The 24,224-nt window shown below is 69.9% G+C and carries 19 protein-coding genes and 1 pseudogene; 9 read left to right on the forward strand and 11 right to left on the reverse strand.

Features of this window, described 5'->3' with window-relative positions; translation table 11 throughout:
• The first annotated feature begins 54 nt into the window (after window positions 1-54).
• The 7 genes from B0I32_RS21725 to B0I32_RS21755 all read left to right on the forward strand — a co-directional run bounded on the left by B0I32_RS21725 (window position 55) and on the right by B0I32_RS21755 (window position 8,276).
• Window positions 55-1,470, forward strand: a complete 1,416-nt coding sequence (locus B0I32_RS21725) for an extracellular solute-binding protein (protein ID WP_106242234.1) — start codon at window positions 55-57, stop codon at window positions 1,468-1,470.
• Window positions 1,467-2,417, forward strand: a complete 951-nt coding sequence (locus B0I32_RS21730) for a carbohydrate ABC transporter permease (protein WP_106242237.1) — start codon at window positions 1,467-1,469, stop codon at window positions 2,415-2,417. Before B0I32_RS21725 ends, B0I32_RS21730 begins: the two co-directional genes overlap by 4 nt.
• On the forward strand, window positions 2,417-3,328 hold the full coding sequence (locus tag B0I32_RS21735) for a carbohydrate ABC transporter permease (RefSeq protein ID WP_106242240.1): 912 nt from the start codon (window positions 2,417-2,419) through the stop codon (window positions 3,326-3,328). Before B0I32_RS21730 ends, B0I32_RS21735 begins: the two co-directional genes overlap by 1 nt.
• Window positions 3,328-4,395: an ABC transporter ATP-binding protein gene (locus B0I32_RS21740; RefSeq protein ID WP_106242243.1), complete on the forward strand. Its 1,068-nt coding sequence runs from the start codon at window positions 3,328-3,330 to the stop codon at window positions 4,393-4,395. Before B0I32_RS21735 ends, B0I32_RS21740 begins: the two co-directional genes overlap by 1 nt.
• Window positions 4,395-5,471 (forward strand): ABC transporter ATP-binding protein, encoded by a 1,077-nt coding sequence (locus B0I32_RS21745; protein WP_106242245.1) that lies wholly within the window; start codon window positions 4,395-4,397, stop codon window positions 5,469-5,471. Before B0I32_RS21740 ends, B0I32_RS21745 begins: the two co-directional genes overlap by 1 nt.
• A gap of 38 nt (window positions 5,472-5,509) precedes the next feature.
• On the forward strand, window positions 5,510-6,970 hold the full coding sequence (locus tag B0I32_RS21750) for an NAD-dependent succinate-semialdehyde dehydrogenase (RefSeq protein WP_106242769.1): 1,461 nt from the start codon (window positions 5,510-5,512) through the stop codon (window positions 6,968-6,970).
• A gap of 67 nt (window positions 6,971-7,037) precedes the next feature.
• A complete protein-coding gene (locus tag B0I32_RS21755) occupies window positions 7,038-8,276 on the forward strand; it encodes an iron-containing alcohol dehydrogenase (RefSeq protein ID WP_106242248.1) in 1,239 nt (412 codons plus the stop codon).
• 36 nt (window positions 8,277-8,312) lie between these two features.
• Here B0I32_RS21755 and B0I32_RS21760 read toward each other — a convergent pair whose 3' ends face one another.
• The 8 genes from B0I32_RS21760 to B0I32_RS21795 form a co-directional block, all read right to left on the reverse strand.
• On the reverse strand, window positions 8,313-9,653 hold the full coding sequence (locus tag B0I32_RS21760) for a CE1 family esterase (RefSeq protein ID WP_181307644.1): 1,341 nt from the start codon (window positions 9,651-9,653) through the stop codon (window positions 8,313-8,315).
• Window positions 9,654-10,079: 426 nt separating this feature from the next.
• The gene (locus tag B0I32_RS21765; RefSeq protein ID WP_106242253.1) at window positions 10,080-11,135 is read right to left on the reverse strand and encodes a hypothetical protein; all 1,056 of its coding nucleotides are present in this window, start codon (window positions 11,133-11,135) and stop codon (window positions 10,080-10,082) included.
• On the reverse strand, window positions 11,132-11,389 hold the full coding sequence (locus B0I32_RS21770) for an acyl carrier protein (protein ID WP_219911942.1): 258 nt from the start codon (window positions 11,387-11,389) through the stop codon (window positions 11,132-11,134). The genes B0I32_RS21765 and B0I32_RS21770 overlap by 4 nt, the downstream gene beginning before the upstream one ends.
• A gap of 5 nt (window positions 11,390-11,394) precedes the next feature.
• Window positions 11,395-12,585, reverse strand: coding sequence for a radical SAM protein (locus B0I32_RS21775; RefSeq protein WP_219911943.1), 1,191 nt, complete (start codon window positions 12,583-12,585; stop codon window positions 11,395-11,397).
• A gap of 23 nt (window positions 12,586-12,608) precedes the next feature.
• Window positions 12,609-13,577 (reverse strand): phosphotransferase family protein, encoded by a 969-nt coding sequence (locus tag B0I32_RS21780; RefSeq protein ID WP_106242256.1) that lies wholly within the window; start codon window positions 13,575-13,577, stop codon window positions 12,609-12,611.
• Window positions 13,577-14,596: a MupA/Atu3671 family FMN-dependent luciferase-like monooxygenase gene (locus tag B0I32_RS21785; RefSeq protein WP_106242258.1), complete on the reverse strand. Its 1,020-nt coding sequence runs from the start codon at window positions 14,594-14,596 to the stop codon at window positions 13,577-13,579. The genes B0I32_RS21780 and B0I32_RS21785 overlap by 1 nt, the downstream gene beginning before the upstream one ends.
• Entirely contained in the window at window positions 14,586-16,049 is a 1,464-nt protein-coding gene (locus B0I32_RS21790; protein WP_106242261.1) for an AMP-binding protein, read from the reverse strand. The genes B0I32_RS21785 and B0I32_RS21790 overlap by 11 nt, the downstream gene beginning before the upstream one ends.
• Window positions 16,046-17,767, reverse strand: a complete 1,722-nt coding sequence (locus B0I32_RS21795; protein WP_106242266.1) for a condensation domain-containing protein — start codon at window positions 17,765-17,767, stop codon at window positions 16,046-16,048. Before B0I32_RS21795 ends, B0I32_RS21790 begins: the two co-directional genes overlap by 4 nt.
• Before the next feature lie 289 nt (window positions 17,768-18,056).
• Between B0I32_RS21795 and B0I32_RS21800 the strand changes: the two genes are divergently transcribed.
• A complete protein-coding gene (locus B0I32_RS21800) occupies window positions 18,057-19,835 on the forward strand; it encodes an ABC transporter ATP-binding protein (protein WP_181307646.1) in 1,779 nt (592 codons plus the stop codon).
• Window positions 19,832-21,583, forward strand: a complete 1,752-nt coding sequence (locus B0I32_RS21805) for an ABC transporter ATP-binding protein (RefSeq protein ID WP_106242276.1) — start codon at window positions 19,832-19,834, stop codon at window positions 21,581-21,583. The genes B0I32_RS21800 and B0I32_RS21805 overlap by 4 nt, the downstream gene beginning before the upstream one ends.
• A 6-nt stretch (window positions 21,584-21,589) precedes the next feature.
• Here B0I32_RS21805 and B0I32_RS21810 read toward each other — a convergent pair whose 3' ends face one another.
• The 3 genes and pseudogenes from B0I32_RS21810 to B0I32_RS21820 all read right to left on the reverse strand — a co-directional run bounded on the left by B0I32_RS21810 (window position 21,590) and on the right by B0I32_RS21820 (window position 23,921).
• Window positions 21,590-22,327 carry an NAD-dependent epimerase/dehydratase family protein gene (locus B0I32_RS21810; RefSeq protein WP_106242280.1) on the reverse strand — a complete coding sequence of 246 codons (738 nt, stop codon included), beginning with the start codon at window positions 22,325-22,327 and terminating at the stop codon, window positions 21,590-21,592.
• A gap of 228 nt (window positions 22,328-22,555) precedes the next feature.
• A pseudogene (locus B0I32_RS61425) lies at window positions 22,556-22,704 on the reverse strand (IS3-like element ISRhosp5 family transposase); the annotation flags it as partial.
• A 530-nt stretch (window positions 22,705-23,234) separates the two neighbouring features.
• Window positions 23,235-23,921 carry an alpha/beta fold hydrolase gene (locus tag B0I32_RS21820; protein ID WP_106242283.1) on the reverse strand — a complete coding sequence of 229 codons (687 nt, stop codon included), beginning with the start codon at window positions 23,919-23,921 and terminating at the stop codon, window positions 23,235-23,237.
• Window positions 23,922-24,224: the final 303 nt, after the last annotated feature.

A 24,224-nucleotide genomic window follows, 5' to 3' on the forward strand; every position in this document is an offset into this window, starting at 1 on the left:
GGCGAAGCACGCAGCAAGGCTCCAGAAGTCCCCGCCCAGAAAGCAGGCGAGAAGATGCGGTATCCCCAGCGAAGAGGACGACTGTCCGTTCCCGGGCGAACAGTGCTGCTGGCGACGGCGGCCATGGTGGTGGCCACGACCCTGGTGGCCTGCGGCGGCCAGAGCGACAGCGCCCCCAAGGCGCCGGCGACCATTCCGGAACTCACCAAGGATCCGCTGACCCTCAGCTTCATCTGGTTCGACTGGCCCCCCGCCCACGCGCTGGAGACCTTCGCGAACGCGGAGTACACCAAGCTGCGGCCGAACGTGACCGTCAAGGTCAAGACCGTGCCGAACGCGAACTGGCACGACGCGATGTTCACCCAGTTCGCCGCGCACAAGACCGACTTCGACATCCCGATCCTGGACTCGCAACACATCGGCGAGGCCGTGACGAACGGCAACATCCTCGACATCACCGACTTCGTCAAGAAGAACATCGACGTCAAGGCCTACAACCCGTACCTCCTGGCGGCCTACGGCCAGTTCCCCCAGGCGGAGACCGGCAAGCGCGACGAGAACGCCAGCCTGTACGGACTGCCGCTGCTCGGCGACACCTGGACGATGATCTACCGCAAGGACCTGATCGGCGACAAGCCACCGCAGACCTGGGACGAGATGATCTCGGTCGCCGAGAAGTGCCAGGCGGACAACCCCGGCGTCAGCGGGCTGGCCTTCCACCAGGCCAACGGCTCCGACGCCGCGGCCGTCACCTACAACACGGTCAACGGCGTCTACGGCGGCAACCTCTGGAACCCGAAGACGCGCAAGATCAACGGCGTCCTCAACGACGCCGCGGGCCATGAGGCGATGGACGTCCTGGTCAACAAGATGAAGCCGCTGACCGCCAAGGGCTCAGGCAACTGGTTCATCGACGAGGTGAACGCGGCGGTCGCCCAAGGCAAGGCCTGCATCGCGTTCAACTGGATCGCCGCGAGCGGCGGCCTGCTCGACCCGAAGCAGTCGACGCTCGGCACCACGCGGGAGCAGATTCTCGACAAGCTGGGTTTCGCCACCCTGCCGAGCCAGAAGACGAACCTGGTGCCTCTCGGCGGCATGGGGATGCACGTGTCGGCCTATTCCCCCGAGGCGAACCAGGCTGAGGCCCTGAGCTTCATGAAGTGGTTCGAGCAGGCCGACATCCAGAAGAAGTGGGCCGCGGCCGGTGGCGTGCCCTCGCGTACGGACGCCCTGGAGTCGCCCGAGTTCCTCGACGCCGCGCCGTTCAACCAGGTGTACACCGACTCGGTGCCGCGGATGCGGGACATGTGGAACGTACCCGAGTACGCGCGCCTCGTCGACATCGAGAACACCAACGTGAACGCGGCTCTCAACGGCGCGAAGACGCCGAAGGAGGCGCTCGACGACATCGCCAAGGAGCAGCAGAGCGTGCTCGACGCCGCCGGAGGCAAGGGCGGCGGCGGACTGTGAGTGACTCCGCCCCCCTGACGACCGACCAGCCCGGGCAGGTGGCGTCCGCGACGCCGCCCGCACCGGGCCGGTCCCGCCGCCTGAGCGACCGCGGGCTCGCCGTGGCCTTCACCTCGCCCGCGCTGCTGCTGTTGCTCGCCATGTCGGTGTTCCCGTTGCTGTGGGCGTTGTACCTGTCCTTCACCGACTACTCGGCCACCCGCGGGGGGCCGGCCCAGTTCGTCGGGTTCGGGAACTACACCGCCATCCTGGCTTCGGAGCAGGTCCACCTGAGGGCCTTGACGACGTTGGTCTACGTGGTCGGCGCGGTCACCCTGCAGACCGTGCTCGGTTTCGCCATCGCCTACCTGATCTCACGGCGCACGCGCGGGCGAGGACTGCTGACCACGCTGTTCCTGGTGCCGATGATGCTGTCGCCGGTCGTGGTGGGGCTGTTCTGGCGGTTCATGCTCGACGCGCAGTTCGGCGTGGTCAACAGCATGCTCGGCTCGATCGGCCTGGGGCAGGTGGAGTGGCTCACCGGGCAGCGAACGGCACTGATCTCCCTGATCCTGGTCGACACCTGGCAGTGGACGCCGTTCATCATGCTCATCGCCCTCGCGGGCCTCACCGCGGTTCCCCGGTACCTGTACGAGGCCGCCTCGATCGATCGGGCGTCCGAGTGGTTCCGGTTCCGCACCATCACCCTTCCCCTGGTGTGGCCACTGCTCCTCATCGCCGTGTTGTTCAGGGCCATCGAGGCCTTCCGGCTGTTCGACCTCGTCTACATCCTCACCAGCGGAGGTCCGGGGGTCTCCACCGAGACGTTGTCGTTCCACGTCTACAAGGTCGCGTTCCTGGGCTTCAACACCGGGACCGCCTCGGCGTACGGGATCCTGATGATCCTCGTCGTCATCATCCTCACGCAGCTCTACCTGCGCTACCTGAACAAGCTCAAGGAGGACTGATGGCCGTCTCCGTCGACGAGGCCGTGTCCACACGTCCTGCCCGGGATCGCGGGTCCCCCGCGCGCCGCTTCGGCGGCCGGGGCCGCTCCGCGCTGGAGGTCACGCTGCTGACCGTGCTGGCCGCCGTGATGCTCTTCCCGGTGCTGTGGATGATCGAGACGTCCATCAAGGAGAACCGGGACGTCTACGCCATCCCGGCCAAGTTCTTCGACTTCAAGGTCACCATGGACCATTACAAGGACGTGTTCGTCGCCTCCGGCAGCGGTCGTTCGACCCTGTCCGCCGCGTTTCTCAACTCCGTCGTGGTCGCCGGGGCCTCCACGGCACTGGCCACCGTACTGGGGGTGCCGGCGGCCTGGGCCTACTCACGCTTCGCGATGAAGGCCAAGAAGGACCAGCTGTTCTTCATCCTGTCCACCCGCTTCATGCCGCCCGTGGTGGTCGTGATCCCGATCTTCCTCATGTACCGCCAGGTCGGGCTCATCGACAGCAAGCTCGGCCTGATCCTCATCTACGCCGCGTTCAACGTCCCGTTCACGATCTGGATGATGAAGGGGTTCGTCGACGAGGTGCCCGCGGAGTACGAGGACGCCGCCATGCTCGACGGCTACACCCGCTTGCAGGCGTTCTGGCGATACACCCTGCCCCTGCTGCTGCCCGGCATCGCCGCGACGGCGGTCTTCGCCCTCATCTTCTCGTGGAACGAGTTCGTGTTCGCCATCTTCCTCACCTCCAGCGACAGCGTGCGGACGGCCCCACCCGCCATCGCCGGCCTCATCGGCGGAACCACCGTGGACTGGGGCCTGGTGGCCGCCGCCTCCGTGGTGTTCGCCCTGCCGGTGCTCGTCTTCGCCTACCTGGTGCGCAAGCACCTCGTCGCCGGTGTGACGCTCGGGGCGGTGCGACGCTGATGGCGGGCATCGAGGTGACCGCTCTGCACAAGCGCTACCCGGACGGGACGGTCGCGGTCGATCACGTGGACCTGTCCATCCGCGACGGCGAGCTGTTCGTGATGCTCGGCCCTTCGGGTTGCGGCAAGACGACCACACTGCGGGCCGTGGCCGGCCTGGAGCGGCAGACGACGGGCGACATCCGCATCGGCGACACGCTGGTCAACGACCTGCCGCCGGCCGAGCGCGACATCGCCATGGTGTTCCAGTTCTACGCTCTCTACCCGCATCTGCGAACCCGCGACAACCTGGCCTTCCCCCTGCGGGCCGAGGGACTGCCCAAGGCGGAGGTGCGCGCGCGGGTCGACGAGGCCGCCCGGCTGATGCGGCTCGGTCCGCTCCTGGACCGGCGGCCGCGCCGGCTGTCCGGCGGGGAGCAGCAGCGCGTCGCGCTCGCCCGCGCCCTGGTACGACGGCCGCGCGCGTTCCTCATGGACGAACCTCTCACCAATCTGGACGCGGAGCTGAGGGCGGACATGCGCACGGAGATCAAGCACCTGCAGGGGGAACTGGGGACGACGATGGTCTACGTCACCCACGACCAGGTCGAGGCCATGTCGCTCGGCCACAGGATCGCCATACTCAACAAGGGCCGCGTCGAGCAGATCGGCACGCCGCTGGAGGTCTACGACCGTCCGGCGAGTCTCTTCTGCGCCGCGTTCATCGGCTCCCCGCCGATGAACCTGATCGAGGTGGAGGTGGCCGACGGGAAGCTGCGCGGTCAGGGCGGACTGGTCCTCACGCCACCGCCGGGCCTGCCGCGCGACCGCCGCCTGGTCGCGGGCGTCCGGCCGGAGGCGCTGGAAGTCACCGAACCGCGGGCGGAACGTTCGGTCCCGGCCCGCGTGGTCTCGGCGGAGTGGCTCGGCGACGAGATCATCTACGTGGTCGACCACGGCGGCCGGAGGGACGTACGGGTGCGGATGCCGCCGACCGTGCGTTTCGCCGCTGACGCGCCGGTCGGGCTGCGGCACACCGGCGGGACCCCGGCGGTCTACGACGTGAACACGGAAGAGCTGGTGGCCTGATGGGAACCGTGGCGGTGCGCGGGCTGCGCAAGTCCTTCGGCAAGGTCCAGGCCCTGGACGGGGTGACGCTGGACGTTCCGGACGGATCGTTCTTCGTCGTCCTCGGACCCTCCGGGGCGGGCAAGACGACGACCCTGCGCGCGATCGCCGGACTGGACAAGCTCGACGCCGGGTCGGTGCATCTGGACGGGAGGGACGCGACCGGTGACGCCCCGGCCGCACGCGACCTGGCCATGGTGTTCCAGAACTACGCCCTCTACCCGCGGCACACGGCGTACGAGAACATCGCTTCGCCGCTGCGGGCACGCCGCTGTTCCGCGAGCGAGATCGCCGCCGCCGTCGAGCGGATCTCGAGCCTGCTGCACATCGAACGTCTGCTGCAGCGTCGTCCGGCGCAGTTGTCGGGCGGTGAGATGCAGCGTGTCGCCCTGGCCCGGGCGCTGGTACGTCACCCACGCGCGTTCCTCATGGACGAGCCGCTGACGAACCTCGATCTCAAGCTCCGCGTCGAGATGCGCACCGAGCTCACCCGCATCCACCGCAGCCTCGGAGCGACCTTCGTCTACGTGACCAACGACCAGGTCGAGGCCCTGTCCATGGCCGACCAGGTCGCGGTGCTCAAGGAGGGGAAGGTGCAACAGATCGGAACGCCGGCCGAGGTGTACGAGCGTCCGGCCAACCAGTGGGTCGCGGGATTCGTCGGGAGCCCGCCGATCAGCCTGCTCGCCTGCCACGCCGAGGGAGATCGCCTGGTCGGGGCGGAAGGCTGGACGCTGCCGCGGCCCCGCTGGACCACGGCCGAGGACGGTCGTCCGCTGCTGCTGGGCGTGCGCGCGGAGGACCTGTCCGTCGAGCGGCGTGGGGACGCGTCGTTGCCGGGTGAGCTCTACGGCCTTGAGCCGCTCGGTGACCGGACGGTGGTCGACGTCCGGGTGGGGACGGAGATCCTCAAGGTCAAGGCACGGACCACCGTCACCGGTACACCGGGCGAGCGGCTGCTCGTCACGGTCGACCTGGACCGTGCGCACCTGTTCGATGCGGGCACCGGGCTGACGCTGTCCGAAGCCGGAAGGTGATCGGTGGCGGCATCCAGAACATCACAGGAGGCGGCGCGATGAGTGACCCGATGAACGTCCTGGCCCCCGAGCACCGGCGGCTCCGGATCGGCGACGCCTGGCGCGACGCCGCCGGCGGAGCCACCTTCGCGGTCGAGGACCCGGCCACCGGCAAGACCATCGCCGAGGTGGCGGACGCCGGCGTCGCCGACGGGCTCGCCGCCCTGGACGTGGCGAGCGAGGCGATGGCGGAGTGGGCGGCGACCCCGCCGCGACGACGGTCGGAGTTGCTGACCGCGACGTACCGGGCACTGATCGGGCGATCCGAGGAGGTCGCCCGGCTGATCACGCTCGAGATGGGCAAGCCGCTCGCCGAGGCCAGGGGAGAGGTGGCCTACGGCGCCGAGTTCTTCCGCTGGTTCGCCGAGGAGGCGGTGCGCGTCGAGGGGCGCTACAACACCGCTCCCGCCGGCGGATATCGCATCCTCACCGTGCCGAAGCCGGTCGGACCGTGCGTCTTCGTGACGCCCTGGAACTTTCCGCTGGCGATGGGTGCCCGCAAGATCGCTCCCGCGCTGGCGGCGGGCTGCACGACGATCACCAAGCCGGCCGCCCAGACGCCGCTCACCATGCTGTTCCTGGCCCGCATCATGGAGGAGGCCGGCGTTCCTCCGGGCGTCGTCAACGTCGTGACGACCGAGCGGGCCGGCGAGGTGGTCTCAGCACTGCTGGCCGACCGCCGGACCCGCAAGCTGTCGTTCACCGGGTCGACCGAGGTCGGGCGCGTGCTGCTACGGCAGGCGGCGGACAACGTGCTGCGCACCTCCATGGAACTGGGCGGCAACGCGGCCCTGATCGTGTGTGCCGACGCGGACCTGGACGTCGCGCTCGACGGCGCCATGGTGGCCAAGATGCGCAACATCGGGGAGTCCTGCATCGCGGCCAACCGGATCTACGTGGAGGAGCCGGTGCGCGAGGAGTTCACGGCGCGCTTCACCGAGCGGATGGGCGCTCTCTCGGTGGGTCATGGTCTCGACGACGGCGTGGACGTCGGGGCGTTGATCGACGAGGCGTCGGTCACCAAGCTCGACGAGCTCGTCGCCGACGCGGTCGATCGCGGCGCCCGTGTCCTGGTGGGCGGCGAGCGTCCGGACGGGCCGGGCCACTTCTACCCGCCCACGGTCCTCGTCGACGTGCCCGAAGACGCGCGGATGCTGCGGACGGAGATCTTCGGCCCGGTGGCGCCGATCATCTCGTTCACGTCCGACGAGGAGGTGATGGCGAAGGCCAACGGCACCGAGCACGGCCTGGCCGGATACGTCTTCACCCGTGATCTCCAGCGGGCGCTCCGGTACGCCGAGGGGCTGGAGACGGGGATGGTCGGCGTCAACCGTGGCCTGATCTCGGACCCGTCGGCTCCGTTCGGAGGCGTGCGGCAGTCCGGGATCGGCAAGGAGGGGTCGCACGAGGGCATCCTCGAGTACCTCGACGTCACCTACGCGGCGATCGACCTGCCGTGACCGGCACGGATCCGCCGGCACCCGGGGGTCCAGCACATCACCGCCGACGTTCCAGAGAGGCACCGACATGCTTGAGACCGTCCGCGGACCACGCCAGCTGATCGTGGGCGAAGGGGTCGCGCAGAACATTCCACGCGTGGTGGCCGAGTGCGGCTCGCGCGTCCTCATCGTGACCGACCGGGTTCTGCTGGGGCAGCCGGGCGTGGCCGAGATCGTGGCCGCCGTACGGGAGAAGGTCGAAGCCGTCGAGGTGTTCGCCGACGCGACGCCGGACGTGCCACTCGCCGACGTCGCCCTGGCCGTCTCGGCCGCCGCAGAGGTGGACGCCGACGTCATCCTCGCCGTCGGGGGCGGCACGGTGATCGACCTCGCCAAGATCGTCGGCGTCATCCGGTGCCACGGTGGGACGCCGCGCGACTTCTACGGCGAGTCGAAGGTGCCGGGGCCGACGATTCCTCTCGTCGCGATCCCGACGACGTCGGGCACCGGCTCCGAGCTCACGCCCGTCTCGGTGCTGACCGACCCGGACCGCGAGCTGAAGGTGGGGGTCTCCAGCGTCCACATCGTGCCCGACTTCGCCATCGTCGACCCCGAGCTCACCTACACCTGCCCGGCGACCGTCACCGCCCACTCCGGCATCGACGCGTTCTGTCACGCGGTGGAGAGCTACACCGCGCGACCCCGGCCCCACGGACCGCGCGACCCGGTGGAGCAGGTCTTCCTCGGCCGCAACCCGATCACCGATCACTACGCGCTCCTGGCCGCGGCGCGGATCGCCCGCAGCCTGCCCCAGGTCGTCAGGGACGGAGGCGACAAGGAAGCGCGCGCGGACATGTCCTACGGGTCCATGCTGGCCGGGCTCGCCTTCGCCCACGCGGGCAACGCGGCTCCGCACGCCCTCCAATATCCCATCGGCGCAGCCACCCACACACCGCACGGCCTGGGCGTCGGGCTGCTGCTGCCCTACGCGCTGGACGCGGCCAGAGACGCCATCGGCGACCGGCTGGCCATCCTCGCCGGGGTGTGCGGGCTCGACGTGACCGACGCCTCGGAGGCCGAGGCCGCGGAGACGTTCCTCACCTGGCTCGACGGGCTCCTCGCCGGCATCGGCATCCCCGCTACCTTGGCGGACATCGGCGTGGCACGCGCCGACCTCCCGCGCTTCGCGGAGATGGCCGGCGGTGTCACCCGCCTGATCCAGAACCATCCGGGCCCGACCGACACCGCCAGCCTGACCGCGATCCTCGAAGCGGCCTGGCTCGGGGACCGCACCCGGCACGTCCTGACTCCGAAGCGGAGATGGTGACGGCCTTTCACCTGTCGGAAATCGTCTGGATGTCGTTCACGGGCTGGTGCAGGCGTATCCGGATGGCAGGGCCGTGTCGCCGCCGGGACGGCCGGCCTGGAAGCCGAGGCTGGTGGTGGCGGCTCCGGGGGCCAGCGTGCCGTTGAAGCTCATGCTCCTGGCCGTGACGGTCTGCCCGCTGGTGGTGACGGTGGCGTTCCACGAGCCGGTCAGCGTGTGCCCGGCCGGGAGCGTGAAGGTGACCGTCCAACCGGTGATCGTCGAGGTACTGGTGTTGGTGATCGTCAGCGGCTGGATCACATAGCCGGTACCCCACTGGGTCTGCACGGTCGGCGTGGCTGTGCAGGCTCCGGTGGTGCCGCCGCCGCTGGTGGTGACCTGGACCGTGCCGGACACCGGCGAGAGGTTGCCGGCGGCGTCCCGCGCGCGGACCTGGTAACGGTAGGTGGTGCTCGGGGTCAGGCCCGTGTCGCTGAACGAGGTCGTGGCCGAGGTGCCGGCCTGGGTGAAGGTGCCGCCGGTGGCCCCGGGTGCGCGCAGGATGTCATAGCCGCTCACCCCGACGTCGTCGGTGGAGGCGGTCCAGGACAGGTTGGTGCCGCCGGCGGTGGTGCCGGAGGCCGCCAGCCCGGTCGGGGCGGTGGGAGGTGTGGTGTCGTTCGTGCCCCCCTGGAACTGGTTGAAGAAGTTCCACACCACTGCCTTGGTCCAGGTCCGTGCGCCGTCGTCGGCGGTGGACCCGTCCACGGGACCGGGGGTATGACCCCCGTCGAACGCCGCCCATACGACCGGGTACCCGGACCGGCATCCCGAGTAGGCGGTGACGATGTGACTCAGGCTGCCCTGTGCCGGCTCGGGAGGGTTCTGGGGAGTGCAACCGTTGTTCCTGACGAACGTGTCGCGCAGGGACCGGCCCAGCGAGATGTTGAGCACGTCGTCCCTGAGGCCGTGCAGCCCGATGTAGGCGATGGGCTGGGTGCCGCCGCCGCATCCGCTGAGCTGCGCGCCGGAGTAGACGGCGACCGCGCGGAAGACCGTCGCCCGGGCGCAGGCCAGGGCGTAGCTCATGCCGCCGCCGTAGCTGAAGCCTCCGGCGAACCGCTGCGTGGTGTCGACACACAGGTCTGCTTCGATCAGCCTGATCAGGTCGTCGACGAAGGTCAGGTCTTCGCCGCCGGAATTGGCCCAGCCGTTGTTCAGGCCCTGGGGGGCGACGAAGATCGCGGTGTTGTTCGCCAGTTGCCTGAGCCCGTAGTAGGACCAGGTGAATCCGCTGCTCCCGCCCGAGTCGACGTCGTTGGCGGTGCCGCCTCTCCAGTGGAACCCGAAGATCAACCGGTAGGGATTGTTGTTGTTGTAGACATCGGGAATTCTCAAGATGAAGGAGCGAGTCCGGCCACCGCTCTGCATCGACTGCGTGCCGCTTCTGAGCGTCGGAGTCTTTCCGCAGCCCTGCGTCGCCGCGGCGGCGCTCGCTCCGCGTGACGGGGTTGCGCTGCTGCTCAGCGCCGTACCACCGGTGGCCGTCACGAGAAGCGCCGCGACCGTGACAGCGGCGAAGATGGATCTACCCCGTAACATCACTCGCCTGTCCTCCGTCGATGGGTGGTGGTGCGACGGAGCAAATCCGAGGCGGGCAGGTGCCGTCAAGGCGTGGCCCGCTCCCTGTCCCGGACGAGCGGCGCCCCATGCCCTCTTGCTGGCAGGTTTCGCAGCGTTCACCCGGAAACAAACTGAAAGTTTCAGGCCGACGAGCGGTGCCGGCGCCAGGGGTGTTTGGGCGTCGCCGACGCGCCGGGTGATCTACGTGGCGGCCAGTTCCCGTGCGTAGTCGCGGGGCCGGTCCCGCAGGTCGAGCAGGCGCCGGTGCATCCGCGCGAGCGGTTCCAGCGAGAAGCCGGTGTCCCGCCACGTCTCGAACGTGATGCCGATCCCCAGATCGACGCAGAACCGCACGTTGCGATCCTCGTGCTCGCCGTACCCCTCCAGGCCGATGATCGGCGTCGCCGCGGTGAACGCGTCGAGGATCGTGCCTCCGCCCAGCTTGGCCATGACCGCCACGGCGCGCCGGGTCAGGTCGAGCGCCTGGTGGTGGTCCTCGGCCTGCTCATAGACGGGCGGCGCGGCGGCGACGATCTCGCCGAAGGGCGGGAAGCCGTCGTCGTGCCAGGGGTTCCAGGAGGGGTCCATCATGAAGCGGCGCGACCCGGGAGCCAGGTCGGGGGCATCGCCGGCGTCGCGCACCACGAGGTCGAGCGGCAGCCCCGCGGCGCTCAGCTCCGCGGCCCGCTCCAGGTACGTGCCCATCGACCAGCCGCCGCCGTGCGCCAGGACGCGCCTGTCCCGCTCCTCCCAGCGCAGCGGCGGCTCGGTGGTGGCCCTGATCGTCCAGGGGATGTCGGTGCCGGCGGAGTCGAACAGCCACACCTCCCGATGCCTGTCCAGCGACCCGGCCCGGCGGGCGAAGGACGGCGAGTTGGCCGAGTCGGCGTGGCACACGTCAACGGGCACCGCCCCGAACTCCTCCGCGTAACGCTCCACGACGGGCAGCCAGAGACCGCTGAAGACGACGAAACGGCGGACCCCGTCGTCATGCCAGCGCTTCTTCACCGATGCGATCAGCATCGGGTCGAAGGCGTCCGACAGGTTGCGGAAGAGACGCTGGCCGACCCGGGCGAGACGGAAGTCGCGTTGGTACGCCTCCTTGCTGGCGGAGATCCTTTCGCGCCGGTCCGGCTGCCAGAACGCCTCCGCCAGGAAGACCTCGCCGGTGGCCCCGAGCTCCCTCAGCCGTCGCCTGAGCAGCAGGCCGGTGACATGGGCGCCCAGCCCCGGGCCGCCGGTCAGGATCGCGATCACGCGAGGGCGTTGACGTGCGACAGGACGAAACCGCAGAAGGCGCGGATGGAGTAGAGCCCCTCGATGTCCAGCCGGTCGAAGTCGAGCTCCACGTCGAACCTGTCCTCGACCATGAACAGGAAGTTGATCAACTGGATGGAGTCCATGCCCAGCTCGCGGATGATGTCCGCGTCGTCGCCGAGCTCCTCCGCGGCCCGGCCGTCGCCCAGGGCCTCGGCCAGCATCGACTTGATCTGCGGCAGGAGGTCGTCCATCCCGTTCACACTCCGTTCTCGTAGAGCGATGAGCACTTGGAGCAGACGGGCATCAGGCCCGTGGCGCGCAGGGTGGTGCGCACCCGGCGGAAGGCGGGGCTGTGCCAGACCTCCGCCAGCGTCCCGTCCCTGATGTCCCCGACGATGAACTCGGGGAAGAACTTGCACGAGCTGACCTTGCCGTCGGCGTGCACCTCCAACCGGCTGGAGACCGCCAGGCAGGTGGACTTGCCCGCGACCAGCCGGCTGCGGCCGAGGGCGAAGTCGGTGACGTCGTCGAGCGTCACCTCGGGCGTGTAGCGGATCCAGGGCCGCCACACGCGTCCGGCGAGTCTCCTCATCGACTCCCGCAGGACGGGGATGTTGTCCGGTTCGAGGTGGTAGGTGTAGGAGTGCCAGGTGGCCTGGCCGGGCGGGGGCGGCGGGTTGAGCCAGGCGAAGTCGCGCGCGTACACCTCGTCCATCCGCGCGGCGGCCTCGGGAGTGATCCACCAGGGCAGCTGGAAGAAGACCGAGTGGAGTTCGAGCTCCTCGGCCCACTCCATGAACTCGTACAGGCGGCCCGCCGTCGCGTTGCTGACCATGGAGTTGACGGTGACCTCGCCCCGATACTCTCCGCTCCTGCGCAGGTCGAGCAGGGTCTTGAGGTTGCGTTCCGTCCTGGAGAACGACCTCGGCCCGCGCAGCGCCTCGTGGTCGGCTTCGAGCCCGTCGAGGCTGACCGTCAGGTTGAGGTTGCTGCCGAGCTTGAGCAGATGCTCCAGGTTGCGCTCGATGAGCAGGCCGTTCGTGCAGATGTTGACCTTGCGCGGGTAGCGGAGCAGGAGCTCGACCAGTTCGGGCAGGCGGCGGTACATCAGCGGCTCGCCGCCCCACAGCCAGGTCTTGGGCCTGGTCTCGTCCGTCTCGCGGAGCAGCCGTTCCAGCACCTCGATGTCCAGCTCGGCGGTGACCCGGTCTCTGCTGTAGTCGCGCAGGAAGCCCTGGTCGTTCCACTGGAAGCAGTGGTCGCAGCGCAGGTTGCAGGAGTAGGTGAGCTGCAGGCTGAGCTCACCGGGCAGGTCGGTGGCGTAGCCGGGATCGGCTCCGACCCCTCTCTTGGTCTGCGACCGCACCGTGAGCTTGCGCCGGACGTCGGCGAACTCGGTCGGGGTCAGCGTCCGGCTGGATCGATTCTCCGTCAGCTTTCTGTCCACCTTGGTCATCTCCCTGCGCGGTTTCAGCGGATCAGTTGTTCGAGGAGCCCTTTCACGACGCGGTCATGGCGGTCGGCGTCATCGAATCCCCGGGGCTTCTCCTCGATGATCATGATCAGATAGAGGTAGGTCCGGTAGAGGGCGAGCCGGGTGAGCGCGCCCTCGGTGAGCTCCAGGCGCCCGCCGGCCTGCCGGTAGCCCCGCAGCAGGTCCGGGTCGTGCTCGGCCCTGCCGTACACGTCGAGGGAGACGAAGTCGGCCAGCGGGTCCCCCCAGAACGCGCGTTCGTGGTCGATCAGCGCCGCGATGCGCGGCGGCCGGCGGCCGAGGTCCAGCAGGATGTTGCCGGGCCACAGGTCGAAGTGGACCAGGGCCGGCTCGGTGACCTCGTCGAGCGCGCCGGCGCCGGCCCGTACGGCACGCGCGATCTCACCGGCCGGCCAGGGCAGGTCGGCGTCGAACCGGACGGCGTCGGCGAGGAGCCCGTCGACCATGGTCAGGAAGGCCTCCTTCCAGGTGGCGGCCCTCATCCCGGGCAGGTGCGGATAGCCGAACTCGGTCCCCTTCACGCGATGGAGCGCGGCGACGTACTGCCCGAGCGTGGCGCGCAGCTGCCGCGACTCCTCCTCGGCCAGCCGTTCGGCCGCCTCCGGCCACGGGATTCCCTCGACCGCGGTCATGATCAGGTGCGGTACGGGGCCGTCGAGGCAGGCGTGCAGCAACCGGGGCTGCGGCACGCCGGTCCCCTCGGCGAGGGGGTAGAACATCGCCTCCGTCCGGATGATGTCCCGCTCGTAGGCGAGGAGCGTGGCATCGGCGGGAGGGCTCAGCTTGACGACCACCTCGCGGCCGTCGTCCAGCCGGACCCGCCACAGCGCGGCGAACGTGCCCGCTCCCAGCTCCCGCGCGGCGACGGCGCGCCGCCCCAGCGCGCGGTGGACGAGCCCGTTGACCTCGGCCTCGGGCAGGCGCCTCTTGGTGTGCGCGTCCATCAGCGATCACCGCTGTCCAGCAGCCTGCCCAGCTGGTCCAGGCTCCCGAGGACCGCGGACGTCTCCAGGCCGAAGTCGATGAGGCAGGCGATCTCGTCCACCCCGATCGCGGCCAGCCGGCGGACGCGTTCCGCCGCGACGTCCAGTTCGCCCAGCAGACCCGCCTCGTCGAAGAACCGTTTGACCGCTCTGCGCGTCATGAACTCGACGCCCTTGCGCCCGAGCGCGGCGGGGTCGACGTCGCGCGCCGAGCCCGCGCTCGAACCGAGGTGCAGGCCGACCGAGCTCCGGACGTACGCCGTCAGCGCCTCCCGCACCGCGTCCGTCGTCGGCCCGAGGTGGGTGTGCAGCATCACCACGACGTCGCCGGGCCGGCCGGCGAGTCCCGCACGGTACTCCTTGATCTTGAGTGCCAGCTCGTCGACGCTCTGGCTGAGCAGGTTGGTCAGGACGCCGACGCCCAGGGCGCCGGCCGTACGGAACGTCTCGACGCTGCCGGAGCTCGTCAGCCAGACCGGGAGCTCCGGCTGGACGGGCGGCGGGAAGATACGGACCCGTTGCTCCTCGCCCACCCCGGTGACGACGCTCACTTCCTCCCCCCGCCACAACCGGCGGACCTGTTGCAGCGTCTCGACGGTGATACGGGTCCTGTCGGCGTACCCGCCGGGATTGAAGGCGAAGTCCACCGCGTGCCACCCGGAGGCGAAGGACACGCCCACCCGCCCGCCGGACAGGTTGTCGACCACGGCCCAGTCCTCCGCGATGCGGATCGGGTGATGCAGCGGAGCGACCACGCTGCCGGCGCGGACGGCCACGCGTTCGGTGACCGCGGCGACGGCCGCGCCGGTCACCGCCGAGTTCGGATAGAGCCCGCCGAAGGCGTGGAAGTGGCGCTCCGGCGTCCACACGGCCGTGAAGCCGTGCGCGTCCGCGTAGCGTGCTCCCTCCAGGAGCAGCTCGTAGCGGTCGGCGGAAGGCTGCGTGCTGTCGTCGGCGAAGTAGAACAAGCTAAAACGCATCGGCTCTTTCTCTTCCGCGGGGCTTGTCCGGAGGCTGGGGCAGCCGGGGGCGGTCGACCTTCCCGCTCAAGGTCCGTGGCAGCTCGTCGAGCCAGACGAACACGGCGGGGATGACGCCGGGCGGGAGCTGCTCGCGCAGATGGCGCAGCACCCGCTGCTCGTGCCGGCCGTCCTCGGCGACCACGTACGCGCACAGCTTCTCACCCGTGAGGACGACGTGGGCGTCGTGGACCCCGGGGCAGCGCATGAGCACGTTCGCCACGTCGTCGAGCTCGACGCGCACGCCGTTCACCTTGACCTGCCGGTCGCGTCTGCCCAGCAGCTCCAGGGAGCCGTCCGGCCGGAACCGCCCGAGGTCGCCCGTCCGGAACCGGTGCGGATCGGACGGATCGAAGCCGCCCTGCCGTTCCCCGAGGTAGCCGTGGAGCGGGAAGGGCGTGCGCAGCTCGACCTCGCCCGACTCCAGGAGCCGCACCGCCACGCCGGGGAGCGGCCGGCCGACGGGGACCGAGTCCGCGCTCGCGTCCGCGGCGGTCATGCGGTGGAAGAGCTTGGTCATCGTGGTCTCGGTGGGGCCGTAGAGGTTGATCAGCTCCTTCTCCGTCCCGAAGAGCTCCTGCCAGGAGCGGACGTCGGAGGGGCGTACCGGCTCTCCTGCCAGCAGGACGGCGCGCAGCTCCGGCAGCGATCCGGATGTCAGGCCCGCCGCCCGGAGAGTGCGGAACACCGTGGGAACGCAGTGCAGGATCTGGACGCGATTGCTCTCCAGCCAGCGGGCGAGCCCCTGGCCGCCGCGGGCGCTGTGCGGGGCCACGACCATCGTCCCGCCTGAGCACAGGGGGACGAAGGCGTCGCGCAGGAAGGCGTCGAATCCGGCGGAGGTGAGCGAGGAGACGCGTGTGCCCCTGCCCGCGTCCAGGAGGTCGATCTCCCAGGTGACGAAGTGCGTGATCGCCGGGAGGCTGCCGACGACCCCCTTCGGCCGGCCCGTGGTTCCCGAGGTGAAGTAGACGTAGCCGGGGCCGTCCGGCTCGCCGCGGTGCCATCGTGCCGGATCCACCGCGTGGTCCCGTACGTCCCGGGCGTCCAGGGTCCTGAACCCCTCCCTGCCGGTCGCGGCCAGGACCGGTGATCCGGACCGGTCGACGACGACCGCTCCCGGCCGCAGGTCGTCGATGGCCATGGCCAGCCGCGCGGGCGGCGTCCGTACGTCCACGGGGGCGAACACGCGCCCGCAGGCCATGGCCGCGAGCATCACGGCGACGGTCTCCACCGGATCGGCGCACACGATGAGCACGGGATCGCCGCCCGGGACGGCGTCGAGTTCCGCCAGGTGCCCCGATGCCCGGGTGGCGAGGTCGTGGTAGGTGGCGACCCGGCTCCTGCCGTGGATCGCGACGTCTCCGGGATGAGCCTGTACGTGGCGCATCCACCGGCCGGCGACGCCGGTCATCCCGGGTGCCCCGTCGTACGGCCCGCGCCCTCCGCCACCACGGGCCGGCTCAGCCAGGCGTCCAGGTCGGTCACGTCGTCCGGGGCGTGATCGCAGAGCACGTAGCGGCGGGGTGTCATCGCGGTGGGCCGGTGGGACAGGCCCTCCATGCAGAGCGTGTGCGCCTCCTCGGCGGATCGGACCCGCGGGCCGCGGGCGAGGAAGGCCACCAGCGGCTCGCCCCGGACCTCGGGGAAGACCCGGGCGCTCAGCGGCGCGAGCACCTCGTCCAGGAGCCGCTGCACGTCGCCGACCTGGATCCAGCACGAGTCGACCAGCAGCCAGTCGCCGTCCCGTGGGAGCGGGTCCAGCCCGGTGACCTCGTCCATCCTCGGACGGCTCAGATCCTCCGAGGCCGCCGACAGCAGGAGGTTCTCGATCGCCGAAAGGATCCGTTCGAGCTCGTCCCTGGGGACCCGGTCCAGGTGGCCGGTCCACAGCCGCAGGCGGAGCGTCTCCTCCGCGGCGAACAGGTCGAACCTGAGCATGACGTCGGTCTCCACCATCGGTGTCCAGGCCAGGGTGGTCCCGGCCGGTGCTTCCTGAGGTGGGGAGTCGATCCGGCCCACCACGAGATTGTTGAACAAGGGCTCGAAGCAGAAGCGGACACCTCGACGATGCTCGGCCTGCGCGGCCAGGCGCGAACGTTTCTCGACGTCGTAGATCCCGTGCCTGCCCGCCTTCACGGTCGCCAGCCAGGCCTGGTGGACACAGCCGTCGAAACTCACGGCCGCCGTGTCGACGCGCATGGGGGCCGACTGGACGAGGGTCCCGAGGTAGTCCGCCGACCGGCTGTCGTACCGGTTGCTGGAGAGCGTCAGGAAGTCACCGGCACTCTGGCCGGTGCGCTGGGAGAGCACGACGCAGATCGCGGCCAGGACGATCGCCGGCCGGCCGGACCCGGTACGCGCCTCTATCGCGGCCAGAGCCGTCGCCGCGGCCGGCGAGCACAGCTCGGCGGCGACCGAGTCGCGCGGCGCGCCCGTGGAGGCGGCCGTGTAGAGGTGGTGCGGCGCCCGGTTCAGCACGCTCTCCCACAACGTCAGAGCGCTCGCCGTACGGCGTGCCAGTGGCGCACGCCGCTCGGCCCAGGCCTGGTCCAGCGGCTGATGACGGGCCTGCCCGACCTCGCGGTCCGCGGGGTGACGCACCAGGTGCGCGAACTCGCGGCCGAAGACGGCCAGGCCGAGGAAGTCCGCGGTCAGGTGGGAGAGGTCCATGACGCCGGCGAGGACCTTGCCGCCACGCGTGGCCAGGGCGACGCGCAGCGGATGCGTCTTGGGACTGTGCGGCGCGCGCGTGTCCAGGAGGTGCCCGAGCTCCGCCGCCTCGACCGGTCGTGTGCCGGCGTCGAAGCGGTGGATGACCAGCTCGCCTGCCGCGGCGACCCGCTGGGCCGGGGGAGGGCCGGCCGCGTAGGTGGAGCGCAGCCCTTCATGGCGGGCCAGCAGCACGGCGAAGGTCTCGGTGACGTCGTCCAGATCGGTGCCCTCGGGCAGCTCCAGCTCCCACCGCATCCAGCCGTGCGAGTCGGGGAAAGCGTCCAGCCAGCGCAGGATGTTGAGCTGGCCGAGGGTCAGGGGCCCGTCACCGGCGCGATCGCCCTGGAAGGGAACGACGATCGGTTCGCACTCCGTCAGCGTGAGCTCGTGAGCGAGCGCGGTGGAGACGTTCGGCATCGACGCAGATCACCCTCGCAGACGCGTGCTTCGCGTGGACTGAAGGACCTTGCTCACCTGCATTCAGCCCATCGCGGAGCCCAGTCGCCGAAAGTTTCGGACTGCCCCCGATAAGCTAGCCGGAGCGTATGTGAGCACTTTCTGGTCGTCAAGAGCCGTGTTATGCGGCGAACGGGGGCGCCTGCGGCCGGGAGAAGCTGTATTGACCGATGCGCAGAACCGGACATACGCTGCGCAAGATTTCGCGAGGGAATGGAAAGTTTTCGTCGGCCTTGCCTGAGGGATGCCCATGCGAGAAAGGCTGGACCTGCTGGGGCTCTTCCGCCATGCGGGCCCGGCGGTGACCATCGCGCTGACCGCGATGGTCCTCATCGACGCGGTGGTGCCCGCGGGCATCGCGATCGCCGTCCAGGAGCTGGTGGCGGCGGACGGCCGATCCGCGCTCGCGCCGGTGCTGCTCATGAGCGGCGTGGTGTTGGCCGGGCAGCTGGCGCTGGCCTTCCGGTTCCCCGTGGGACGGCTGGCGGCCGACCGCATCGACGGCGCGCACCGTACCCGGATCGCCGCCCTGGTGATGGGCGTGCCGACCGTGGACGTGGCCGAGCGGCAGGACGTCCAGGACCGCGTGAAGACCACCACGGCGGAGCCGCGGGACTGGGTCGACAGGACCTCGGGCGACGGCGCCGTGAGCCAGCTGGAGCTGGTGGGCCACGCCGTCGCGCTGGTGTCGTCCTCGGTGGTGCTGTCCTGGTGGTCGTGGTGGCTGGTGCCGGCGACGGTCATCCCGGCGGTCTTCTTCCGCACGGTGCACGGCCGCCAGTGGGTCCGGCATTTCCGGATCTGGGTGGAAGGAGTCCTGTACCACCGGCGGTGGAAGTACTGGGGCGAGATCGCCACCACGCCGGCGGCAGGCCGGGAACTGCGCGTCTTCGGAGCGGGCGAATGGCTGCTCGGGCACTACACGCGTGACATGCGCACCCACGTGGACCCCGTGTGGGAGGACGACCGGCGGGTGCTGCGCGGGCTGTGGCTGGCGCTGCTCCTCCCGCTGGCCGGATGCACCGTGGCCTTCACCTGGGTGGCCCTCGGCACGGCGGCCGGCCAGGGTACCATCGCGCTGGAGGTGGCCGTGGTGACCGCGGCCTGGTCGGTGTTCAGCGTGGCCATCAGGACCGACGACGTGATCTCCCTCGAAGGAGCCCGGCCGGTCAGGCGGGCCGCCGGCGAGCTGGAGCGGATCAACCCCGCGCCGCTCCCGCTGCGCCCCCACGCCGGGACGGCCGCGGCCGCACCGCCGCTGGTGCGCTTCGAGAACGTGTCCTTCAGCTATCCGGGCCGGCCGGTGCTCAACGGCGTCGACCTGGAGATCAGGCCGGGGGAGTCGCTGGCGCTGGTCGGGCTCAACGGCGCGGGCAAGTCGACGCTGACCAAGCTCCTGGCCGGGCTGTACCGGCCCGACTCGGGCAGGATTCTCGCCGACGGGACGGACATCGCCGACATCCCCGGCTGGCAGTCCCGGCTGAGCGTGGTGTTCCAGGACTTCCTGAAATACCCCCTCTCCCTGCGCGACAACATCGCCCTCGGAGCCGACGACCCCGACCTGCTCACCGGCGTCGTCCGGGACGCCGGGCTGGCCCCCGTGGTGAGCCGGCTGCCCGGCGGGTACGACACGCCGCTGTCGCGCAGCCGCACCGCGGGGGTGGACCTGTCGGGCGGGCAGTGGCAGCAGGTCGCGCTCGCCCGCGCCCTCTACGCCACCCGCCGGGGCGCCAGGATCCTGGTGCTGGACGAACCCACCGCCCACCTGGACGTCCGCACCGAGCACGACCTCTTCCAGCGGCTGCCGGACATCACCGAGGAGATCAGCGTGGTGCTGATCTCGCACCGCCTCTCGACGGTACGGCAGGCGGACCGGATCGTGCTGCTCGACGGCGGCCGGATCACCGAGTCCGGGACGCACGAGGAGCTCATGGCCGGGGGCGGGCAGTACGCCACCATGTACGCGCTTCAAGCCCGGCGCTTCAGCCAGGGATACGAGGACCGGCTGGACGAAGGAGACCTCGCGTGAGGGAGTACGCGCGCCTGTGGCGCGAGCTGATCGCGCTGTGCCTGCGGCGCTATCCCGGGTCGACCGTCTTCCTGATCGGCTGGCACGTCGTCTCGACGGTCATGTTCGCGGCGGTGGGGCTCACGCTGCGCGCGCTGGTGGAGGCCACCCAGGCGGGCACCGTCACCGCGATAGGGGTGGCGGCGCTGGGCGCCGCGCTGGTGCTCACCCTCAACCTCGGCGTCGAGCACATCGCCTACCTGCGGACCATCCACCTGGTGGAGCGGATCAGCCTCACCGAGGTCGAACCCCGGATCCTGCGCGCCTGCGCGGAGCTGCCGCAGGTGCGGCACCTGGAGGACCCGGAGTTCCTGGACCGGGTCACCACGTTGCGCGGCCAGTCCGGCGCGGTGGTGGACTGGGCGTGGGCGGTCCTTCAGGCCGTCTCCGCCACGATCGGGCTGCTGGTGGCGCTCGCGGTGCTCGGCGGAGTGAACCCCTGGCTGCTCGCGCTGCTGCCGTGCGCGGCCGTACAGCTGGCCATGGAACGGCTGGGCCGCAAGAAGATCGCCGAAGAGGACCTGGCCTCGGCCGAGGACCTGCGCCTCCACCGGGAGCTGTACGACGACATCTGCGTGAACCCGGCCGCCCTGAAGGAGCTGCGCGTCTACGGCGCCGCGGCGCAGGCGATCAAACTGCAGGCCGAAGCCTGGGAACGGGTGACCCGCTCCCGCGCCCGCGCCGCCCTGATCGCCGCCGGCTGGTCGTCGGCGGGCTGGCTGGTCTTCGGCGGCGGGTTCACCCTGGCGATCTTCCTGGTCACCGCGGCGGGCCGGCCGGGGGACATCATCCTGGCCGTGTCCATGGGCGTCCAGTTCCGCAATGTGGTCGAGCACGCGCTGCACCGATCGATGCAGGTCGGCGGGTACCGCCGGCTGCTGGGGCCCTACCTGTGGCTCATGGAGTACGCCCGGACGCACCGCGACCCCGCCGACGCGGCCCCGCCCGCCCGGCTGAGGCGCGGGATCGAGCTGCGGAACGTGTCCTTCACCTACCCGGGGACCACCAAGCCCGTCCTGGAGGACCTGTCCGTGCACCTGCCCGCCGGAGCGGTGGTCGCGGTGGTCGGCGAGTACGGTTCCGGCAAGACGACGCTGGTCAAGCTGCTGGCGAAGATGTACGCCCCGGACTCGGGCAGCATCCTCGTCGACGACGTGGAGCTGTCGGCCCTGGACACCGCCGGCTGGCGGGCCTCGATGAGCGCCGCCTTCCAGGACTTCGGCCGCTACTGCACCACCTTCGAGGACTCCGTCATGATGGGCGCCCGCGGCGACCTGAACTCCACGGTGCGCGACGCCGACGCCGAAGCGCTGGTCTCCCGCCTGCCCGACGGTCCCGCCACCGAGCTCGGCCGCCGTTTCGGCGGGATCGAGCTGTCGGAGGGCCAGTGGCAGAAGGTGGCGCTGGCCCGCTCGGGCGCACGGCCGCGCCCCCTGCTGTTCGTCCTGGACGAGCCCACCGCCTCCCTGGACGCTCCGAGCGAGCACGCCATCTTCACCCGCTACGCGCGGCGTTCCCGCGAACTCGCGGCCCTGAACGGAGCGATCAGCGTCATCGTCTCCCACCGTTTCTCCACCGTGGCCGACGCCGACCTCATTCTCGTGATGGCCGCGGGAAAGCTGGTGGAGTCCGGCAGACATGACGAACTGCTCACCCGGAACGGCATGTACGCGGACCTCTACGGCATTCACGCGGCCGCGCACGCCTGAATTCCCTCAGCAACGGTAATAGCGGTCGATGACGTTTCGATAGTAGGTCGGCGAGAAACCCATCCGGGCCGACGAGGGCGCGTGCCGTGCCATTCTCTTCGTCGACACGTTGTAGTCGTTGGCCGGAATGTCCACGTAGACCTTGGTAGCCGCCCGGCCGGATATCTCCAGCAGATGGGAGACGATTTCATCGGCGGTCACCGGATGGCCTGAGGCGACATTGACCGTCGCGTGACGGAGGTCGCCGCAAAGGAGTTCAGCGGCGATGGTCACGAGGTCCGCGACGTCGATGAGATCGCGGCGGGCGCCCCGGTAGACGGTCACCTCACCCTCGTTCACCTGGCTGAACAGCGCGGGCAGCAGCTGGTGCCGCCGCTGGTGCGGCCCGACGACCTCCGTCACCCGGAGGATGAGATGGTCCACCCCGGAGGCCCTTATCATGTCCTCCATCGCCACCTTGTGGCGCCCGTACGCGGTGGTGGGGCTCACCGGGTCCTCTTCCGAACGAGGCGACCCGTCGCCGTTCCCGTACAGATGCGCCGACGCGGTGGAGAAGTAGAGGAGCCGGCGCCGCGCGGCCCGGGCATCGCCTATCACTTCATTGAGCAGATCGGCTTCCCGGGCGAACTCCGTCGCTTCGGTGGTGGTCGAGCGCGACACTCCGGCGGCGAACACCACCACGTCCATCCGCATCCCTGAATTGACGAAAGCCCGGGCAATCATTCCGTCACCGACGACCTTCATGAAATCTATTCTCGTATGCGGACGAGCTTTCGGGGAGTGCGCCCGCCAAAAAATGCCATCTGCCCCATGCCATGTGTTTCTACGGTGCGCGCTCTCCGGCCGTCAGGAGAGGGAACAGTTACGGCATGATGATCGGCCGCGCTCCTTCGCCTGGCCTATCGTGCTGTCACGAACGCCTTGGCCGCACTACGGTTGCTGCCGAACCGCCCTCCTGAGATCGCTGCCCTGCGAGCAGTACTGCGCCCCGTTGCCGCTGTGAAATACCGCGCCGTCCAGACGTCGGCCCCGGGTGCGCGCCGCGGCCTGCATCGCGTCGAGGACGGTTCGGTGCGCATGTGATCGGCGATTGACCAGCCTGCCAGTCGGCGCGAGCACAGTGCGCCTGCCGGTGATTTCATCCCTCCAGGTCACGCCCTTGACTCCCGAGAGGACCGCCAAATCCCTGATACGGAACCGGCACGCCAAGTTCACCGTGGCTTTCGACGCGGAGCTGGCCGATGCCGGAGTACGCATCGTCAAGAGCGGGGTCCGGATACCACGGATGAACTCACATCATGGAGCACTGGATCCGGACCTGTATAGCCCCACGACGCGTTCTCCCGTGTCAGCCGCAACACCAGCAAGCGGATAGACCGGACGGTACGCGAACGTCCACGCCCGCCAGGCGCGCTGGCCGCAGCGTGTCGGCGCCGCAGCAGATCGCGGTGCCGGCGCAGGACGGTATCCGGGCGGACCAGCAACGCAGGGTGCCGGAGTCTGTCCATCGGCAGGCGGTGAAGCGTCGTGACCGTGAGGTAGGCCAAGCGCAACAACACGATCAACCATCATCCGCGGGGTGCGCGACGAGAGCACAAGAGAGCGCATCACCTCCATGACCTGCACGGATAAAGATTTGGCACCCGCAGGGCTAACCGCCGCACAGGAAAGGCAGCACCTCGGCGGCGAACGCACTGGGGGCGAGGCTGTGGATGCGGTGACCGACCGGGATCTCCGCGACCCTGCAATCGGGGATGGCTCCTGCCATCAGATCGATGTGCTCTCGGGTGACATGGCTGGTAGCGCCGCCCCAGAGCAGCAGCGTGGGTGCTTGGACACGCGTCAACACGTCCGCGAAGCCGGGCGAGGGCGTGCGGAAGGCGTCCAGGATCGGAGTGATCATCCGCCAGTCGAAGCCGAGGTCGTGCTCGGGCTCGGTCGGCTCCGGTTCGCCGGGTGGTGCCGGTGGCATGCCTCCCAGCGGCGGGGTGTCCTCAATCACCAGCCTCTGGACCGCCGCCGGACGGTGCGCGGCCGCGAGCAGCGCCACCGCTCCACCCATCGAGTGCCCGACCAAGTCGACCCGCTCCAGCCCGAGCCGGTCCAGAACCCCGAGAACATCGTCACGCAGGGCCTCCATCGAGTACACGCCGGGGCGAGCACTCTCTCCATGGCCTCGCTGCTCGACCGCGATCGCACGCCTGCCCCGGGCTGCGAGCTCGGCGGAGAAGCCGTCCCAGGTCGCAGCACCAGAGATGAACGCGTGTAGCAGGACGACCGGATGCCCCTCACCGGCCTCCCGAACGGTCAACTCCACATCCCTCAGCGTGATCTTCATCCGCCGAGAATAACCACCTCGCGCAGGGCCAGGAAGATGTCCCTTACGAGCCCGCCCATGCCAAGCCCTCATTCACTCGCCGGGGCCCGCCTCCGGGAGGCGGTGTTGCGCCTGGCCCGGGAGAATCCCACGTGGGGCTACCAGCCCATCAGCGGCGAACTAGCAGGCGTCGGCCTTCGGGTACCGCCCAGCACCGTACGCGACATCCTCAAAGAAGACCGGTGGGCTGTTCTTCATCGAGCACGCTACCCGGGTGGTCCACTTCGCCGGCGTCACGGCGCATCCGACCGGAGCCTGGTAGCT

Origin of the sequence: Nonomuraea fuscirosea, assembly GCF_003001935.1 — a bacterium.
Classification (GTDB): domain Bacteria; phylum Actinomycetota; class Actinomycetes; order Streptosporangiales; family Streptosporangiaceae; genus Nonomuraea; species Nonomuraea fuscirosea.

Coding starts and splice junctions, on each gene's coding strand:
- B0I32_RS21770 (WP_219911942.1), bottom strand. CDS start 11,389: ATGGACGACCTCCTGCCGCAGATCAAGTCGATGCTGGCCGAGGCCCTG.
- B0I32_RS21785 (WP_106242258.1), bottom strand. CDS start 14,596: ATGCGTTTTAGCTTGTTCTACTTCGCCGACGACAGCACGCAGCCTTCC.
- B0I32_RS21820 (WP_106242283.1), bottom strand. CDS start 23,921: ATGAAGATCACGCTGAGGGATGTGGAGTTGACCGTTCGGGAGGCCGGT.
- B0I32_RS21810 (WP_106242280.1), bottom strand. CDS start 22,327: ATGAAGGTCGTCGGTGACGGAATGATTGCCCGGGCTTTCGTCAATTCA.
- B0I32_RS21745 (WP_106242245.1), top strand. CDS start 4,395: ATGGGAACCGTGGCGGTGCGCGGGCTGCGCAAGTCCTTCGGCAAGGTC.
- B0I32_RS21735 (WP_106242240.1), top strand. CDS start 2,417: ATGGCCGTCTCCGTCGACGAGGCCGTGTCCACACGTCCTGCCCGGGAT.
- B0I32_RS21800 (WP_181307646.1), top strand. CDS start 18,057: ATGCGAGAAAGGCTGGACCTGCTGGGGCTCTTCCGCCATGCGGGCCCG.
- B0I32_RS21780 (WP_106242256.1), bottom strand. CDS start 13,577: ATGGACGCGCACACCAAGAGGCGCCTGCCCGAGGCCGAGGTCAACGGG.
- B0I32_RS21750 (WP_106242769.1), top strand. CDS start 5,510: ATGAGTGACCCGATGAACGTCCTGGCCCCCGAGCACCGGCGGCTCCGG.
- B0I32_RS21790 (WP_106242261.1), bottom strand. CDS start 16,049: ATGACCGGCGTCGCCGGCCGGTGGATGCGCCACGTACAGGCTCATCCC.
- B0I32_RS21795 (WP_106242266.1), bottom strand. CDS start 17,767: ATGCCGAACGTCTCCACCGCGCTCGCTCACGAGCTCACGCTGACGGAG.
- B0I32_RS21755 (WP_106242248.1), top strand. CDS start 7,038: ATGCTTGAGACCGTCCGCGGACCACGCCAGCTGATCGTGGGCGAAGGG.
- B0I32_RS21725 (WP_106242234.1), top strand. CDS start 55: ATGCGGTATCCCCAGCGAAGAGGACGACTGTCCGTTCCCGGGCGAACA.
- B0I32_RS21740 (WP_106242243.1), top strand. CDS start 3,328: ATGGCGGGCATCGAGGTGACCGCTCTGCACAAGCGCTACCCGGACGGG.